Source organism: Nostoc sp. PA-18-2419, from assembly GCF_005869855.1.
In the GTDB taxonomy this organism is placed as follows: Bacteria; Cyanobacteriota; Cyanobacteriia; order Cyanobacteriales; family Nostocaceae; genus Nostoc.
The window spans coordinates 69,737-84,209 of the sequence record NZ_SZNH01000005.1 but is presented as its reverse complement, the minus strand read 5'-3'; the positions used below and the strand labels follow the sequence as shown (position 1 = coordinate 84,209).

At 42.5% G+C, this 14,473-nt stretch carries 10 protein-coding genes and 26 tRNA genes; 4 read left to right on the top strand and 32 right to left on the bottom strand.

Annotated features, from left to right (window positions below):
* Positions 1–452: 452 nt before the first annotated feature.
* Positions 453–770: a hypothetical protein gene (locus FCR06_RS07390; protein ID WP_138498171.1), complete on the bottom strand. Its 318-nt coding sequence runs from the start codon at positions 768–770 to the stop codon at positions 453–455.
* A 694-nt stretch (positions 771–1,464) separates the two neighbouring features.
* Here FCR06_RS07390 and FCR06_RS07385 point away from each other — a divergent pair.
* Positions 1,465–2,265, top strand: a complete 801-nt coding sequence (locus FCR06_RS07385) for a hypothetical protein (RefSeq protein ID WP_138498170.1) — start codon at positions 1,465–1,467, stop codon at positions 2,263–2,265.
* Between the two features lie 162 nt (positions 2,266–2,427).
* Here the strand turns inward: FCR06_RS07385 and FCR06_RS07380 are convergent, their stop codons facing one another.
* From FCR06_RS07380 to FCR06_RS07360, 5 genes are all read right to left on the bottom strand, one after another.
* Complete coding sequence (locus tag FCR06_RS07380; protein WP_138498169.1) at positions 2,428–3,696, bottom strand: ABC transporter substrate-binding protein; 1,269 nt, start codon at positions 3,694–3,696, stop codon at positions 2,428–2,430.
* Positions 3,697–4,005: 309 nt separating this feature from the next.
* Positions 4,006–4,093, bottom strand: a tRNA-Ser gene (locus tag FCR06_RS07375).
* Between the two features lie 91 nt (positions 4,094–4,184).
* Positions 4,185–5,117, bottom strand: coding sequence for a 15-cis-phytoene synthase CrtB (crtB, locus tag FCR06_RS07370; protein WP_138498168.1), 933 nt, complete (start codon positions 5,115–5,117; stop codon positions 4,185–4,187).
* Positions 5,101–6,540, bottom strand: coding sequence for a 15-cis-phytoene desaturase (pds, locus tag FCR06_RS07365; protein ID WP_138498167.1), 1,440 nt, complete (start codon positions 6,538–6,540; stop codon positions 5,101–5,103). Before pds ends, crtB begins: the two co-directional genes overlap by 17 nt.
* Before the next feature lie 512 nt (positions 6,541–7,052).
* Complete coding sequence (locus FCR06_RS07360) at positions 7,053–8,000, bottom strand: hypothetical protein (protein ID WP_138498166.1); 948 nt, start codon at positions 7,998–8,000, stop codon at positions 7,053–7,055.
* Between the two features lie 362 nt (positions 8,001–8,362).
* Between FCR06_RS07360 and FCR06_RS07355 the strand changes: the two genes are divergently transcribed.
* On the top strand, positions 8,363–9,451 hold the full coding sequence (locus FCR06_RS07355) for a glycoside hydrolase family 3 N-terminal domain-containing protein (RefSeq protein WP_138498165.1): 1,089 nt from the start codon (positions 8,363–8,365) through the stop codon (positions 9,449–9,451).
* A gap of 89 nt (positions 9,452–9,540) precedes the next feature.
* Here the strand turns inward: FCR06_RS07355 and FCR06_RS07350 are convergent.
* The 26 genes from FCR06_RS07350 to FCR06_RS07245 form a co-directional block, all read right to left on the bottom strand.
* Positions 9,541–9,611: transfer RNA gene (locus tag FCR06_RS07350), tRNA-Lys, on the bottom strand.
* Positions 9,612–9,766: 155 nt separating this feature from the next.
* Positions 9,767–9,849 (bottom strand) — tRNA-OTHER (locus FCR06_RS32240).
* Positions 9,850–9,856: 7 nt separating this feature from the next.
* Positions 9,857–9,930: transfer RNA gene (locus FCR06_RS07345), tRNA-His, on the bottom strand.
* A 6-nt stretch (positions 9,931–9,936) separates the two neighbouring features.
* Positions 9,937–10,010: transfer RNA gene (locus FCR06_RS07340), tRNA-Ala, on the bottom strand.
* Between the two features lie 45 nt (positions 10,011–10,055).
* Positions 10,056–10,129 (bottom strand) — tRNA-Arg (locus tag FCR06_RS07335).
* An 87-nt stretch (positions 10,130–10,216) separates the two neighbouring features.
* Positions 10,217–10,288 (bottom strand) — tRNA-Gly (locus tag FCR06_RS07325).
* A 115-nt stretch (positions 10,289–10,403) separates the two neighbouring features.
* Positions 10,404–10,476 (bottom strand) — tRNA-Thr (locus tag FCR06_RS07320).
* A gap of 8 nt (positions 10,477–10,484) precedes the next feature.
* Positions 10,485–10,561: transfer RNA gene (locus tag FCR06_RS07315), tRNA-Met, on the bottom strand.
* A 10-nt stretch (positions 10,562–10,571) separates the two neighbouring features.
* A tRNA-Leu gene (locus FCR06_RS07310) sits at positions 10,572–10,644 on the bottom strand.
* A gap of 3 nt (positions 10,645–10,647) precedes the next feature.
* Positions 10,648–10,721 (bottom strand) — tRNA-Pro (locus tag FCR06_RS07305).
* Between the two features lies 1 nt (position 10,722).
* Positions 10,723–10,800, bottom strand: a tRNA-Leu gene (locus tag FCR06_RS07300).
* Positions 10,801–10,806: 6 nt separating this feature from the next.
* Positions 10,807–10,993, bottom strand: a tRNA-Leu gene (locus FCR06_RS32235).
* A gap of 9 nt (positions 10,994–11,002) precedes the next feature.
* Positions 11,003–11,075 (bottom strand) — tRNA-Gln (locus FCR06_RS07295).
* A gap of 3 nt (positions 11,076–11,078) precedes the next feature.
* Positions 11,079–11,151 (bottom strand) — tRNA-Gln (locus tag FCR06_RS07290).
* Between the two features lie 47 nt (positions 11,152–11,198).
* Positions 11,199–11,273: transfer RNA gene (locus FCR06_RS07285), tRNA-Asn, on the bottom strand.
* A 6-nt stretch (positions 11,274–11,279) separates the two neighbouring features.
* Positions 11,280–11,354 (bottom strand) — tRNA-Phe (locus tag FCR06_RS07280).
* A gap of 81 nt (positions 11,355–11,435) precedes the next feature.
* Positions 11,436–11,510 (bottom strand) — tRNA-Arg (locus tag FCR06_RS07275).
* Positions 11,511–11,514: 4 nt separating this feature from the next.
* Positions 11,515–11,604: transfer RNA gene (locus FCR06_RS07270), tRNA-Ser, on the bottom strand.
* A 4-nt stretch (positions 11,605–11,608) separates the two neighbouring features.
* Positions 11,609–11,691: transfer RNA gene (locus FCR06_RS07265), tRNA-Tyr, on the bottom strand.
* A gap of 7 nt (positions 11,692–11,698) precedes the next feature.
* Positions 11,699–11,817 (bottom strand) — tRNA-Glu (locus FCR06_RS32230).
* Between the two features lie 9 nt (positions 11,818–11,826).
* Positions 11,827–11,898, bottom strand: a tRNA-Trp gene (locus FCR06_RS07260).
* 2 nt (positions 11,899–11,900) lie between these two features.
* Positions 11,901–11,974 (bottom strand) — tRNA-Met (locus tag FCR06_RS07255).
* Positions 11,975–11,981: 7 nt separating this feature from the next.
* Positions 11,982–12,054 (bottom strand) — tRNA-Cys (locus tag FCR06_RS07250).
* A 3-nt stretch (positions 12,055–12,057) separates the two neighbouring features.
* Positions 12,058–12,134, bottom strand: a tRNA-Glu gene (locus tag FCR06_RS32225).
* 4 nt (positions 12,135–12,138) lie between these two features.
* Positions 12,139–12,231, bottom strand: a tRNA-Asp gene (locus tag FCR06_RS32220).
* 119 nt (positions 12,232–12,350) lie between these two features.
* Positions 12,351–12,542: a hypothetical protein gene (locus FCR06_RS07245; protein WP_138498164.1), complete on the bottom strand. Its 192-nt coding sequence runs from the start codon at positions 12,540–12,542 to the stop codon at positions 12,351–12,353.
* 431 nt (positions 12,543–12,973) lie between these two features.
* Between FCR06_RS07245 and leuB the strand changes: the two genes are divergently transcribed.
* Together leuB and FCR06_RS07230 are read left to right on the top strand one after the other, a co-directional pair.
* Entirely contained in the window at positions 12,974–14,062 is a 1,089-nt protein-coding gene (leuB, locus tag FCR06_RS07235) for a 3-isopropylmalate dehydrogenase (RefSeq protein WP_138498163.1), read from the top strand.
* Between the two features lie 90 nt (positions 14,063–14,152).
* Positions 14,153–14,413 (top strand): hypothetical protein, encoded by a 261-nt coding sequence (locus FCR06_RS07230; protein WP_138498162.1) that lies wholly within the window; start codon positions 14,153–14,155, stop codon positions 14,411–14,413.
* Positions 14,414–14,473 lie beyond the last annotated feature (60 nt).

Here is a 14,473-nt window from a genome sequence, read left to right as displayed (position 1 = left end):
AATTAGCCCCCGACTGCAAACCACTGCTGTTCTATTGTAGAAACCTGATGAAAGCGTTTTTCAATTGATTGAACTACACAACTTTTGGTGATAACCGTGGATATGTACAAAAAAATTCCCTGCCTCTAGACAGGGATGTGATTACAAATTTTGTTTGAGTTTAGGAGTGAAAAGTTAAAAATGAAGAGTTAGAGGACAGATGGATTGACTTTTGAGAAGGCAGAAGGCAGAGGGCAGTAGGTTTTATTAAGAAGGGGATTCAAACTCCTCCTTAATAAGAGCCACCTTTGTTAAAATTTGGTCGGGGTTTTAAACCCTTGTTCCCTTCTCTACGAGACGCTGTGCGAACGGTCACGGCAGAGGTTAAGAGTTAGAATTCCCTTCTTTCTGCCTTCTGCAAGAACTGCCCTCTGCCTTTCTTCGATAACTCTTCACTCATAACTGTTAACTCCTTAGCTAGTTGCTTGTACAGGTTGTTGCTGAGACACATTACCTGGGATCGGTTCCATTTTGGTTCCAGGTTCTACAGGAACCATTTCGATATGATTTAACAATGTGGTCACAAATGAAAACAGCAAGAAAGGCAGCGATAGCAGAACTACAAGACCTACTGTTGCTAAAGCATACACCGGTTTTTTAGCACCCATTAGTGCCAAGGCTGACGCCAAACTTAGGGTAATTGTAATTAACCAAACAATTATTTGACCGTAGATATCACCAAACGTCAGGGTACAGACATACCGATAGCTTTGAATATTATTTCCGCTCATCACATTTGCCTCAAGTCTCTCCTATAGGTTCTACCTTAGAACCATGTTTGGCTTCTAGACAATTTCTAAATATTTTTGCAAGGATTGTAATATAACTTCATATTTTATTTTTTTATTACATAAAGCAAATTCTGAGAGCGAATTAGTCAACAGTTATCCCAAGTCTGAGTTATAAATTTAAGGTTTAACTCAAATGAGCTACACAATAGTTGTGGCGCAGTGAAACCTCTGTGATAACTAATAAGTGATAATTGACAGGTAATTGTTGAGTGTTTAGAGTTTTTCTGTTGAATCTCAACACTAGAATAAAGCCCATTACAGTGAGAGTTAGAGTTACACCAAAAACGCTAACTTGCTCAATCATTGAATGAAAGACAAAAGAGTGCTTGATGTTGGCAAAGACTAACTTTTAAATAATTTACTGATTACTTCTTCTATAAAATCGACTCTTTGCTCTTAGGCACAAAAAATCTCATGGTGACTAACACAAGGATAATTTTTGTCATCTGTTAAATTTCGGATATTTAGAATAAAAAATTAAATTTTTGCTACTCGTTATTAAGTAAATAAATCGCTCCAAACCAGGATGTAAAAACCGATTTTTTGATGTTAAATTTTGAGTATTGCTCGAATTTGTTGACTTAAATCAACAAAACCTTTTGTTTTTCGTGGCAATATTGTTTTAGGAGTGAACGTGAATACTACTTTTCTTCGTAAAGGTGTTTTTTGGTTACCAACTATAGCTGTTTTTACAGTCCTGAGTAGCAGCTTATCTGCAATTGCCCAGACAGTGGATACAGTAAGCACTCAGCCATTAACTGAGCCTCAGGCAACCGTAGTGTCTGGCAACGAATTTAGTACTGAACTAAAGACTACAGAAATAACTCAACCATCTACAGTAGCAAATGTAACTAAGATACAGCAGTTACCCAATGCTGCAATTGAGGAAACGCTTACACCTATTCCAGGGACAGTAGCAACCTCATCTGCAAAGCTTACTTCTGAGCCTGACCAACCAAATTCTCAACCGTCTGCTCCCAAAGTCGCGCAATCAGATATCAATTTAGGTACAACTACTCGTGGCGGTAGCAGCTATATTGGGGTTGCTGGCAATATTGGTTTGAGTGGTGATGACTCATCTTTAGGCGATGGCAATTTTGCAGTAATCAGCAAAGTCGGCTTAACAAATGCTATATCAGTCCGCCCATCCGCTATATTTGGGGACAACACCACAATTTTGCTTCCCGTCACCTATGATTTTTCCTTCAAGTCAGCAGATGCTTTTAGCGAACCGTTAGCCATTGCACCTTACATAGGAGTAGGTGCAGCTTGGAAAACAGGTGATGATTCGCAATTTGCCTTTTTGTTATCTGGTGGGATTGATCTGCCTATAAGTTCTCAATTTACGGCAACAGCGTCTGTAAATGCGGGATTTTTCGATCAAACTGATGTTGGCTTATTGTTAGGTGTTGGTTACAACTTCAGTGGATTTTAAAACTAGAGACGCGACGCCAGTCGCTACAACGGGGGGAAAATACGCRACGCGCTAGCTCATTAATCGCGTCTGTACAAGGTTAGGACGCGATTAACCCAATTTTTCCCAAGAGTTAGCAGTTAATATTCAATTCATAACTCTTAACTCCTAATTCCTCATTTTCTACTTAGGGGTAACTTTATCGATTACCTTGATTTTGCCATCGTCTCCTACTGTCCAGACATCATAAACACCGACGACATCACCGTTAGCATCGACATCTACATTACCACTGGCTCCTTGATAGTTAATTTTTTGACCTTGTTTGAGCAACTTCAGTCCCTCGCAGACATCAGTAACTTCAGTACCAGGTCCATCAGCAACTTCACGGATATGCTTTGCTATACCAACGCCTGTATTTTCTTTAGCAGCTTGTGCCGCCAATACTAATAAAGCAGCAGCATCCCAAGATTGGGCAGCGAACTCCCCTGGTGAACCACCTTTCTTCTCCTGCCAAAGTTTTCTGAAAGCATCTAAAGCTTTACCATCAGAACCGGGTACTGTGCCGATAGTTCCAGAAACAATGTATTTACCGTCGCTAGCTTTGCCAACTTGACTAGGAAATTCGTCTGATTTCATACCATCTGTTAGCATCACCTGCACCCCTTTACTCAAACCTTGCTGATATGCTGACTTGAGCAGCAGGCTACCTGTTTCTACGTAAAAAACTCCAAGCACTGCATCCGGCTTCCCAGCAAAAGCAGCAGTGGCTTCAGTTTCAAAGGTAGTCGCTTTGGGATCGTAGCGGACGGGATTGTTTTTGTTAACTATGGTTCCCCCCAATTTTTCAAAAGCTTGAACAAATGCTTTTTCAAAACCTACACCATAGTCGTTGTTAATCACGATAGTGGATACCCGCTTAAAACCTTTTTTAGTAGCGAGTTGGGCTAAAGCCGGTCCTTGGTAGCTATCAGGCGGAACTGTACGTGCCCAAAAGCCTTTAAAATCACCTTTTTGTGCCTTTTGTGTAAATACAGGACTGGTGCTACCTGGGGAAATTAGCATCACTTGATTTTGAGCAGCAATTGAAACGGCCGCTGTCGAAACACTGCTAGCAAAAGAGCCAACGACGCCTGCAACTTTATCTACAGATGCTAACTTGGTCATACCAGCTGCTCCAGCTTTCGGGTCTGTCTGGTCGTCTACAGCAACAAGAGTAACAGGTTGACCGTTTACACCACCACAAGCGTTGACGGTTTCTACTAGCAAGGGGACACCAGGTGCCATCTGCTGTCCAATAGATGCTAAATCGCCTGTTGTTGGTAGCAGGGAACCAATTTTCAATCCGCTAGCTGTAGGGTTAGTTCCACCAGGAGCTTCACAAGCCCCTAAGAGAAATCCACTTGCTAAGGTAAGTATACTCAAAGTTAAAGCTGCACTAATTCTTTGCATAAGTTACTTTTACTCCTCATAATATTTAGGAGCCTAAAAGTAATATTCAAACTAGATTTACAAGTTAGTTTGATTTTATCAAGACTCCAAAGGATAAATCATATCATCCCTCTGAGAGAGTAAAAGCGGTTACTCCTAATGGTCAATTCTTACGCATTTAGCTTGTACATTTACCTGGTCACTGATGACCGTCGGTTGTCAACAGTTAATAGTCAATAACTATAGAATGCTTATATAATTTAAGCGCACATCAACTTATTATTTTTACAGTTGCAATTTAGTTTCAAGCGCAGCTCAATACTTAAAAAACGGAGAGGGAGGGATTCGAACCCTCGAGGGGATATAATCCCCTAACAGATTAGCAATCTGCCGCTTTCGACCACTCAGCCACCTCTCCAGGGTCACAAATAATGATATTAGCAGATTCATTGGTAATAATCAATAGTCATTTGTCTTTTTTTATTGACAAATGACCAATGACTAATTCCTCAAAGCACTTGCGATCGCATCCAGGCCACAGGCAAAGAACGTAACTTGCGCCACTGAGGGACGTAGGCGCGTTTCGTGAAGGCATTATAATCGTTACGTTCAATGACGCTTAAAATTCCGCTGTAATGCATCAGAGCCGCCCACACAGGCCAACGACCATCAGCAGCTAGGTAGGAGATTCCTTTTTCTGCCTGACGATAAAACTGTCGTGCCCGAGCAATTTGAAAACGCATCAAGGAACGCCAGCGCTCGTCTACTATACCCTCAAACAAGTCTTGTTCGGTATAGTTGAATCTTGCCAAATCTTCTAGAGGAATATAAATTCGCCCACGTCGGGCATCCTCGCCTACATCCCGCAAGATGTTGGTAAGTTGCTTGGCAATTCCTAAGGCTATTTCTTCTTCGGTGGGATTATATGGCTGTTGTTGACAGTTCCACGGAGCTGTATTTTTGCTACTATCCAATCCCATGACTGCTGTTGACATTAAGCCTACAGTGCCGGCGACACGATAACAGTAAAGATATAGCTCCTCGAAGGATTCATAGCGACTGCGGTATAAGTCCATACGTTGACCAGCAACCATATCCCGAAAGGGCTGGATGTCCATCGGGAAGCGTTGAACAGTATCAACTAAAGCTACGTCGAAATTATCCAATGGGCTTCCAGCAAAAATCGATTCTAGCTGCTGCTCCCATAGGTCTAGGGTTTCTGGCGTGGTAATAGCAGATGCAGGACCATCGACCAGTTCATCTAAACGGCGACACCAAGCATAGATTGCCCAAATAGCAGGACGCTTTTCCTTGCTCAGAAGCAAAGTACTGAGGTAAAAAGTCGTGGAATACTTGGCTATGAGATGACGACAAAGTTCGTAGGACTCGTCCACAGAGACCAGCGTTTTCATGCGGGCTTTGGATTCAGGCAGTTGCAGCATTCGTTGCAGGCGGTCGGGTGAGCGTTTGCAGGTTTGAGGAAATTGCTACCGGGAAGGCCTCAGAAATTGCCTGCGCTGTTAGCTTACCAGAAAGTACGGCACCTTCCATACTGCCTAAGTAGCGTTGCATGGTATAACTTCCAGCGAGATAGAAGTTGGCAATCGGCGTGACTTGTGCAGGACGGTACTGTTGGCGACCAGGAGTCGCTTTGTAAACTGAACGCGGCGTTTTCACCACATGAGATTTCAGCAGCTTTGCTGGATTGTCTCCCCCAAAGTGATCGGGGAAGAGTTTTTCTAACTCGGCAATCGTTGCAGCCACAATTTCCTCATCGGATTTGGCAATCCAATCTTTTGCCGGAGCTAGAACTAATTCCAGCATCGAGCGGTCGGGGTTGGCGTATTCACGGCAGGTATTGCTCATATCAGCATAAACGCTTAGGAGTGGCGATCGCGAAAATAGTAAGTGATCAATTTGTGTAAGTTTCCGATCAAACCACAGATGCAGGTTAATCACTGGTACTCCTTCTAAGCCTTCTAGCTTTTGGAAAAACTCCATCTGCTTCCAAGACCCAGGCAAGATTACTTTGAGGGGGTCAACTGATATGGCAGATACATAGGAATCAGCCGCGATAACTTCATCTTCTGCCCCATTTAACCCTCGAATCAAGTATCCTTTGACCGTATTATCGGGGTTGAGCAAAATTTCTTTTAACGGAGCATTTAACCGCACTTCCCCACCACGTTCTCTGATGTAATCTACGATCGGGCTGCATAGCCGTTCTGTGGGAGAACCATCCAAAAATGCAATTTTTGAACCATATCGTTCTTGTAGAAAACGATTTAGCGCAGTTAAGAGAATTGTTGCCGAAACTTCATTCGGATTGATAAAGGTGAGGGCTTTACATGCAGCAATAAAAACGTCACTAGTTACTCGTTCGTCAACACCTTGCCTTTTGAGCCACTCTAGAAAGCTGTATTTGTCCATCTCTTCGACATACTTTTGACCCCTTACCACAGCTGGAAGTAGTCCAATTGCAAATCGAATCTTCTGCTCCCAAGTCAACATGTCTTTGTTGCGAAGAATCGATGCAATCACGTTAAATGGAGATGGAATATCTGGAACATCGAAACGTGAAAGTGTTCCAGGCTTCTCCGGTTGATTGAAAATCAGGGTATGTTCTTTCCATTGAAGTCTGTCTTCAATGCCCAACTCCTTGAGTAATTGGAGCATATTGGGGTATGCACCAAAGAAGGCGTGTAAACCGACTTCGTACCAGTCGCCATCAGAGTCTTTCCACGCTGCAACAAGACCGCCCAGTACGTCCCGGCTTTCCAAGACAATGGGAGTATGACCTGCATCTGTGAGATATTTCGCGCAGGAAAGTCCTGCTAAACCAGCACCCGCGATCACTACTCGCATTTAACCTTACTGCCCTTCAATATTTCTTAATGGTTTTGCCGTTCTCATTATAAGTTGCAATCCGTTACATTTAGTAGTCGTTGGGCGATCACTTTTCCAAAAAACTTCTGGAAAAGGGAATTTTCACTGATATACATACACCAAGACAACCATTGTTGATAATCGCTTGCAGCCTTGATTAGATCTAAATTTAGACTACCAGATGTCGAGAAACAAAAGTCATTACCTTTGACTCAAAAAGTTAGTTCTTAACTGTTGTCTCAAAGTAGTTGATTTCTTTGGTAATCCGTGTATTAGTTTTCTTAGAAATATTTGGCGCAGTAGTCAACAGCGCTAATTGATTTAAGAGTTACTTTGCTTGAAAAAATTAGATTTTATGTAAAAAATACAACTATATTTATGATTGATTAAGTATCTTATATAAGTTAAAATACTTATATAATAATGTATAAAATAATATAAAAGTTATTAGCAGCTCCACTTTTGACGTTACTTGTGATCGCACAAATTAACTAAATACATTTCAGTAGAGAAGTTGCTCGTAAATCGTGCTGCATCCCATAATCAGTTATCGCAAATTCTATTTGCAATATTAAACGGTCTTTAATGGTAGGAGTAATTCCTTTATGGAAACAAAACGGATCTTCGACAAATCCGAAACCAGCGTTGCCGGAAATTTTGACTAAAGATTCAAAACCATAATAATCGATGATATCTTCATCTGTTTCTCTTTTGCGTAGCCAAAGGTGTGACCATTTCTTTTTATTATGACTACCACGAACACAAACATGAGGACCACTGCGATCATCTACATCAGTCAAATAGAAGAAAAACTTCAGAAAACGGTAATCATCAATGTCATAGTGAAACAATTGAGCAGCTTGACTTTTTTGATAAAATGTTGTGTCTCCTGAAAAGCTCCACCACATCAGATTCCCTTGATGTATTGGTTGAGCATCTAAAAATGCAGCAGCTATTGCCAATAATTGTGGGTCATTTTGGAGTTTTTTGATAGCAGGACAAAGTAAAGTCGTATTAAAATAACTGCCAATAATAAATTGTTTTCCTGACTTAGCTTGTGCTTCTTCCTTTTGATGATAAAAGAAACCCATATCTGTTTTTCTATTACCATAACAAGCTGTTGAATAAGCAAAATCTACTATTTCTTTAACAACATCTGGAGGGAGATTAATTCCTAAACATAAACCTTCAGTTTTAAGATGATTAACTATCTCATTTACATTGAGGTCTGAGAAAAAAGAATTCTTTTGATTGAAATCTAATTTAGTTGAGCGTTTTAAGAAAAAAATCATGATAGCTCGCCCAGTTTTAAATCGAGCTATTTTACGCATTAAAAGCCATTTAGGATTTTTAGTCAATCCTTTATAATTTTCATAACAAATATTATAAACTTTTGAAATAATTCTATCCAGACAATTATTAAATAAACTTATTGACATAAATCTCCTGAGATGAAAACAGCAGGATGCAATGCCTATGGCAAGTTGCTCTTGGGTCTATCCAAAAATGCTTTTGCCAAAAAACTGAAATATAATTACGTAAGTAATAACATGTAATCTGTATATTAGTTGTAAAAAATAAATAACGATATTTACTTAAGATATATTTACTGTTTCTTTTTATAAGTCACTCTTTTTTTAAAGAGTTACTCAAAGTTTGAACTGAATTGGGCATTGGGAGTGAGGTGGTGGGGTGAAATTCTTTTCCATCTTCCCATCTCACAATAAAAGTATAGGATTAGGCTGGTGTTTTCTCAGTTAGCATCTCGGTTATATTGCTACACAACTATAGGTAGAAAATTATGGCACGATCACAACAGCTAAACCGCTTTGGACATCACTTGATTTTAGGTATTTCCAGCAGTACATTAAGCGATGACGATAAACGCGCACTCAATGAATTAAAACCGATAGGGATAATATTTTTTGGGAAGAATTTTCTTGATGGCACTCCCTATGAGGTTTGGCTAGAAAAGTTCAAAGAGCTGAACAACCAAATAAGACAATATACTGAACGTGATTCAATGTTTGTGACTTTGGATCATGAAGGAGGTCGTGTTGTTCGCACACCGCTACCAATTACACGATTTCCTTATGCGTTGTTGTTGCGATCGCACGCCTACGAGGTAGCAAAAGCCACAGCTTTAGAACTCAAATCACTGGGAATCAATTTATCTTGGGCACCTGTAGCAGATATTTTTTCTCATCCTAATAATCCTGTAATTGGGCCTCGCGCCTTTGGTAGCACTCCCGAAACTGCTGCTCAAGGTGCCTGTGACTACTACCTTGGACTTCGAGATTCAGGAATTATCGGATGCGCCAAACATTTCCCCGGACATGGAGACACTAGCCAAGATTCTCATATCGAGCTACCAATACTCAATTTAACCTTAGAAAACCTGCGACTTCGAGAACTGATACCTTTCAAAAGCCTGATCGAAGCACAGATTCCTTTAATTATGACTGTCCATATCTTATTTCCCAAGATAGATGCCAATGTACCAGCAACCCTTTCTCAGGCTATTCTCAAAAACATACTTAGGAAAGAACTTGGTTTTCAAGGAGTTGTTGTTTCCGATGACTTGGATATGAAAGCGATTTCAAATATGTTTACTCAAGCTGGTACTATAGCACAGTCATTCAATGCAGGCTGTGACTTATTTATTGTTTCGCGTAATATTAATTCATCATCTATAGAAAGAACCTATCAAATTGCTGAAGATTTTGTCGATTCTCTGAGCAATGGTAGTTTAGATGAATCCGTTGTGGAAGCAGCGAGAGAAAGAATTGAGAAACTACTGACAATAACACCGCAACATTCCATCCAAGCTCTGGATAAAGATATATTATTGCAACATGCTCAACTGGCGATCGCTAGTTGCTATTCATAAATTTGACTTAGTATTCAACTTGAATATTAGCAATTGCTAAAAGGCTAGCTAGCATTGCATTTCTTAATTTTTAATTTTGAATTCATAAATGGGTGGTATAGGGGTCGAACCTATTTCTGCGGGTTAAAAGCCCGCTGCACAGCCGTTATGCCAACCACCCTGGTTAATTTGAATCAAGAAATGAGCAAGTGCGATCGTATTACATTGCAAATTTTGTAATACAAACGCTAGATATAAATCCACCAGGGAGGTACTGCCCCTCCTATTTCTGTGTTATCAGCACAGCGCCTCGCTTTTCGGCTTCAGGTGGATAAGTGGAAGATGGAGGAATCGAACCCCTACAGTTGCCCATACCCTGGTTTTCAAGACCAGTTGCCGTCCATTCAGCGGCATCTTCCATTCAGGGGCGTCTGACGGGACTCGAACCCGCTGTGACTGGTTCCACAAACCAGCGCCTCGACCACTTTGGCTTCAGACACCATCAGTGGAATCAATGGGACTTGAACCCATGACCTCCTGCTTGCAAGGCAGACGCTCTAGCCAACTGAGCTATGACCCCATAACAATTTAAAATTCAAAATTCAAAATTCAATATATTTTCAGGCGGGAGTGGTAGGACTCGAACCCACAACTTTCAAGGTAGAAACTTGAAGCTCTATCCCATTGAGCTACACTCCCAAGATTTGGTAGTCCTGGCGGGATTTGAACCTGCAACCTCTTGCTTGTAAGGCACTTGCTCTACCGTTGAAGCTACAGGACTACGCAAGCGAGTGGAGGGACTTGAACCCACGCACTGAGTGTGGCGCACTCAGATGCTACCAACTACATCACACCCGCAAGTTTCAGAGCGGACGGCGAGATTTGTAGACGCCCTTAAGGGCAGCTTCCCGCAGGGTACTCGCACGAAGACGGTGGAAACGTCCCATGCTGCCGTTAGATCACACCCGCGTCAAGCTGGTGACAGGAATTGAACCTGCAACCTACTGATTACAAGTCAGTTGCTCTRCCARTTGAGCTACACCAGCACTAATTTTGGTGACGGGGGCAGGAGTCGAACCTGCTGATGTTCAGGTTATGAGCCTGACGAGCCACCATTGCTCTATCCCCGCATATTCACCAATACCCCTGACTGGATTTGAACCAGCAACCTCTTCGTTCTAAGCGAAGCGCCTCTTCCGTTGGGCTACAAGGGTATATCGGGATGACAGGATTTGAACCTGCGACATCCTGCTCCCAAAGCAGGCGTGCTACCAAGCTGCGCTACATCCCGTTGGTACTCCTGGTGGGACTCGAACCCACAACGAAACAGATTTTAAGTCTGCCACCTCTTCCAGTTGGGCTACAGGAGCAAATTTTGGTACTCTTGGTGGGAATCGTAGACGCGTTCGCGAAGCGTCTCGTAGAGAAGCGGCTTCCCGTACCCCTACGGGGAAGCAAGCTACGCGTAGCGTCTCGTTGGCGCAGCCTCTCGTAGAGAAGATAAGGGTACCCACAACTTACCGTTTTTGAGACGGCAGCCTCTTCCAGTTGAGCTACAAGAGCTAAGTTTGATAGCCCCACCAGGACTCGAACCTGGAATCTTCGCCTTCAAAGGGCGCTATGTTGCCAATTACACCACAGGGCTTTATTGCCAGGGCAGGGTTTGAACCTGCAACCTCATCGTTCAGAGCGATGCGACTTACCAATTCGTCCACCCGGCATTAAATAATTCGTAGTTCGTAATTCGTAATTCACGAATTATGACAAATGGCTGCCTCAGTAGGACTCGAACCTACAACCGCGCGGTTAACAGCCGCTTGCTCTTCCATTGAGCTATGAGGCAGCGAAGCCCCCCAGGTCGGAATCGAACCGACGACCTCCTGTTCTTCAGACAGGCGCTAACTACCAACTGAGCTACCGGGGGATAAGGAGGAGAGATAGGTTTTACCCAGTGGACTGGTTTAATTCAACTCGAATCAGCCACTCCTTCATCTCTCCCATGTGACGAGAGTGGAGGGATTTGAACCCTCAAATCTTCAGTTTCGTAGACTGAGATGTTATCCAGTTACACCACACTCTCAAGGCGGAGAGGACAGGATTTGAACCTGCGACGGATATTTACTATCCGTTTCCTCTTAGCAGGAGGATGCTTTTAACCACTCAGCCACCTCTCCACAGTGGGTCGAGCAGGATTTGAACCTGCGTGCAAAATAGAACAGTTTTACAGACTGTCGCCTTCAACCAGACTCGGCCATCGACCCATAATGATTCCCCTGACGGGATTTGTAGAGGCGTTCGCGAAGCGTCTCGTAGAGAAGCCGCTTCTCGAAGAGTACCCGCAATCTCTGCTTTGAAAGAACAGCGACTTAACCGTTCCTCCACAGGGGCATAATTGACGCAGGGACTAGGATTTGAACCCAGAACATCGGATTTGGAGTCACGAGGTGTTGCCGTTACACCATCCCTGCATTGGTAGCAGTGGCGGGATTTGCACCCGCATCGACCAGGTTATGAACCAGGGGCTTTACGTTAAGCTACACTGCGACACTAGAGGCTGAGGTGAGATTTGAACTCACGATGTCGGTTTTGCAGACCAATGCCTTCAACCACTTGGCTACTCAGCCATTTGGGAGTCCCGACGAGATTTGCACTCGCAATCTTCAGTTTGAGATACTGACGGCTTCAACTATTCGCCTACGGGACTTCAACCAGGGTGATGGGACTTGTAGCTTGCTTCCCGAAGGGTACCCGCAACATTTCCGCAGACAACAGAACGCTCTAGCCAATTGAGCTACACCCCGATTTTTAAGAATCTGTGCCTAAATTTTAGGTTTTTAGGCACATGTTTTGTTGGTGAACTTGCCCATTTCTTATTCAGTTTTCAAGGTTCAGAAGAATTAGTTTTTTGTATTACAAAGTGTTAGCAAAACAACGGAAATTCTAAGTAATAAACTTGTTGCATATTCCTGATGTATTCCGTAGTTTTAATGAGTGCAAAGTTAGAACTTCTTTCGTTTGTTGCCTCTACTTCCGATGGTTTGGAAGCAGCAGCTTTGTTGTTTGGGGACTTTGGTTGATTCCAACGCCTGTCCTTAAGTTGTATGTAGAACATGACTTTGACCCTTGCGAAGCTTGTCTTTTGCTTCACTACATTTATACTACATAACACTATAAGATAGTGTCAAGGGGTTTCAGAAAATTTTTTTGAAATTGTCTATAAAAGCTTCTGTGCTTAAGTTTGAACTTACTAAGCACTTTAAAAAATTACACTACAACCGATCGGATGATTGAATAAGTGTTGAAAAAATGATTGGGGAAACAACAACAAGCTACAAAGAATAATTGGGTTTTTAGTACGTCAATAGTTGGACAATTACCCAAAATTAGTAATATTGTCTAGGCTTCTAAATTAATGGATTCTTGTGTCTGGTTACTGACGGGGCGATTCAGGCAACAAACATCTAAATAAATTAAAAACTCCATCGGTACATTTTGCTCGGTATGATATTTAATCTGCAAGCATTTACCCAATAGAAACTAGCTATGACCCAGAACTACCGCATTACCCTACTCCCCGGCGATGGCATTGGCCCTGAAATTATGGCAGTGGCGGTAGATGTGCTGAAAGTTGTAGGCAATAAATTTGATATTCAATTTGAATTCCAAGAAGCCCTCATTGGTGGCGCAGCAATTGACACCACGGGCGAACCTCTGCCCTCTGCTACTTTAGATACTTGCCGTAATAGTGATGCTGTATTACTTGCTGCCATTGGTGGCTATAAGTGGGATTCTCTACCATCGAATTTACGTCCAGAAGCAGGTTTGTTAGGGCTACGTGCAGGTTTGGGACTATTTGCCAACTTACGCCCAGCAAAAATTTTGCCCCAGCTAATCGATGCTTCGACTTTGAAGCGCGAAGTTGTGGAAGGCGTCGATATTATGGTGGTGCGGGAACTTACTGGTGGAATTTATTTCGGTAAACCCAAGGGAATTTTTGCTACGGAAACTGGTGAAAAACGCGGTGTAAATACAATGGTTTACACCGAATCAGAAATTGATCGCATTGGACGAGTGGCTTTTGAAGCAGCGCGCAAACGCAGCGGAAAACTTTGTTCGGTGGATAAGGCTAACGTATTAGAAGTATCTCAATTATGGCGCGATCGCATCACCCAACTTTCTCAAGAATATCCAGACATCGAACTGTCTCATCTTTATGTAGATAATGCTGCCATGCAGTTGCTACGCGCCCCCAAACAGTTTGATACTATTGTCACAGGCAATTTGTTTGGTGATATTCTCTCTGATGCTGCTGCCATGCTCACAGGTAGTATTGGGATGCTGCCTTCTGCTAGTTTGGGTGCTGAAGGGCCTGGTGTATTTGAACCAGTTCATGGTTCCGCCCCAGATATCGCTGGACAAGACAAGGCAAATCCTCTGGCACAAGTTTTGAGTGTGGGGATGATGTTACGCTACGGTATAAATCAGCCAGAAGCCGCAGACCATGTAGAACAAGCCGTATTACATGTATTAGAACAAGGCGATCGCACAGGTGATATAATCTCACCAGGGAAAAATCTTTTGGGTTGCCGCGCTATGGGCAATGCGTTGATTTTAGCTCTTGAAGATCAATAACTTAATAGTTCAACTTGGGCAATTTGGCAACCTTTGCCATAAGTTTCGGGTAGACTAAAGACAAATCTAGCAATCAAATAACAGTCGATAGTGTACGCATTACGACAAGGTCAAGCAAATTTTACCGCCCCAAGGAACCAGCCACCTTTGATTGATACCGCCGTAATCAGAGCCGCTGGGCAGATCTACTACACTCACTGTGAAGTACATCCCGAAATAGCTGGGCAACCTTCCGGTGTAGCAATTAATCGCGTGACTCATCGAGGTAAGGTTATTTTTACTAACCAACCAGTTCTCTTACCTCAAGAATGTTTTGTGCCCTTGAGTCAAATTGAATCGCACATGTATTAGTCATTGGTCATTAGTCATCGGTCATTCGTTCTCGACAAAGCACAAATGACCGATTGTCAT

Coding starts and splice junctions, on each gene's coding strand:
- leuB (WP_138498163.1), top strand. CDS start 12,974: ATGACCCAGAACTACCGCATTACCCTACTCCCCGGCGATGGCATTGGC.
- FCR06_RS07360 (WP_138498166.1), bottom strand. CDS start 8,000: ATGTCAATAAGTTTATTTAATAATTGTCTGGATAGAATTATTTCAAAA.
- FCR06_RS07380 (WP_138498169.1), bottom strand. CDS start 3,696: ATGCAAAGAATTAGTGCAGCTTTAACTTTGAGTATACTTACCTTAGCA.
- pds (WP_138498167.1), bottom strand. CDS start 6,540: ATGCGAGTAGTGATCGCGGGTGCTGGTTTAGCAGGACTTTCCTGCGCG.
- FCR06_RS07355 (WP_138498165.1), top strand. CDS start 8,363: ATGGCACGATCACAACAGCTAAACCGCTTTGGACATCACTTGATTTTA.
- FCR06_RS07245 (WP_138498164.1), bottom strand. CDS start 12,542: ATGTTCTACATACAACTTAAGGACAGGCGTTGGAATCAACCAAAGTCC.
- FCR06_RS07390 (WP_138498171.1), bottom strand. CDS start 770: ATGAGCGGAAATAATATTCAAAGCTATCGGTATGTCTGTACCCTGACG.
- crtB (WP_138498168.1), bottom strand. CDS start 5,117: ATGCTGCAACTGCCTGAATCCAAAGCCCGCATGAAAACGCTGGTCTCT.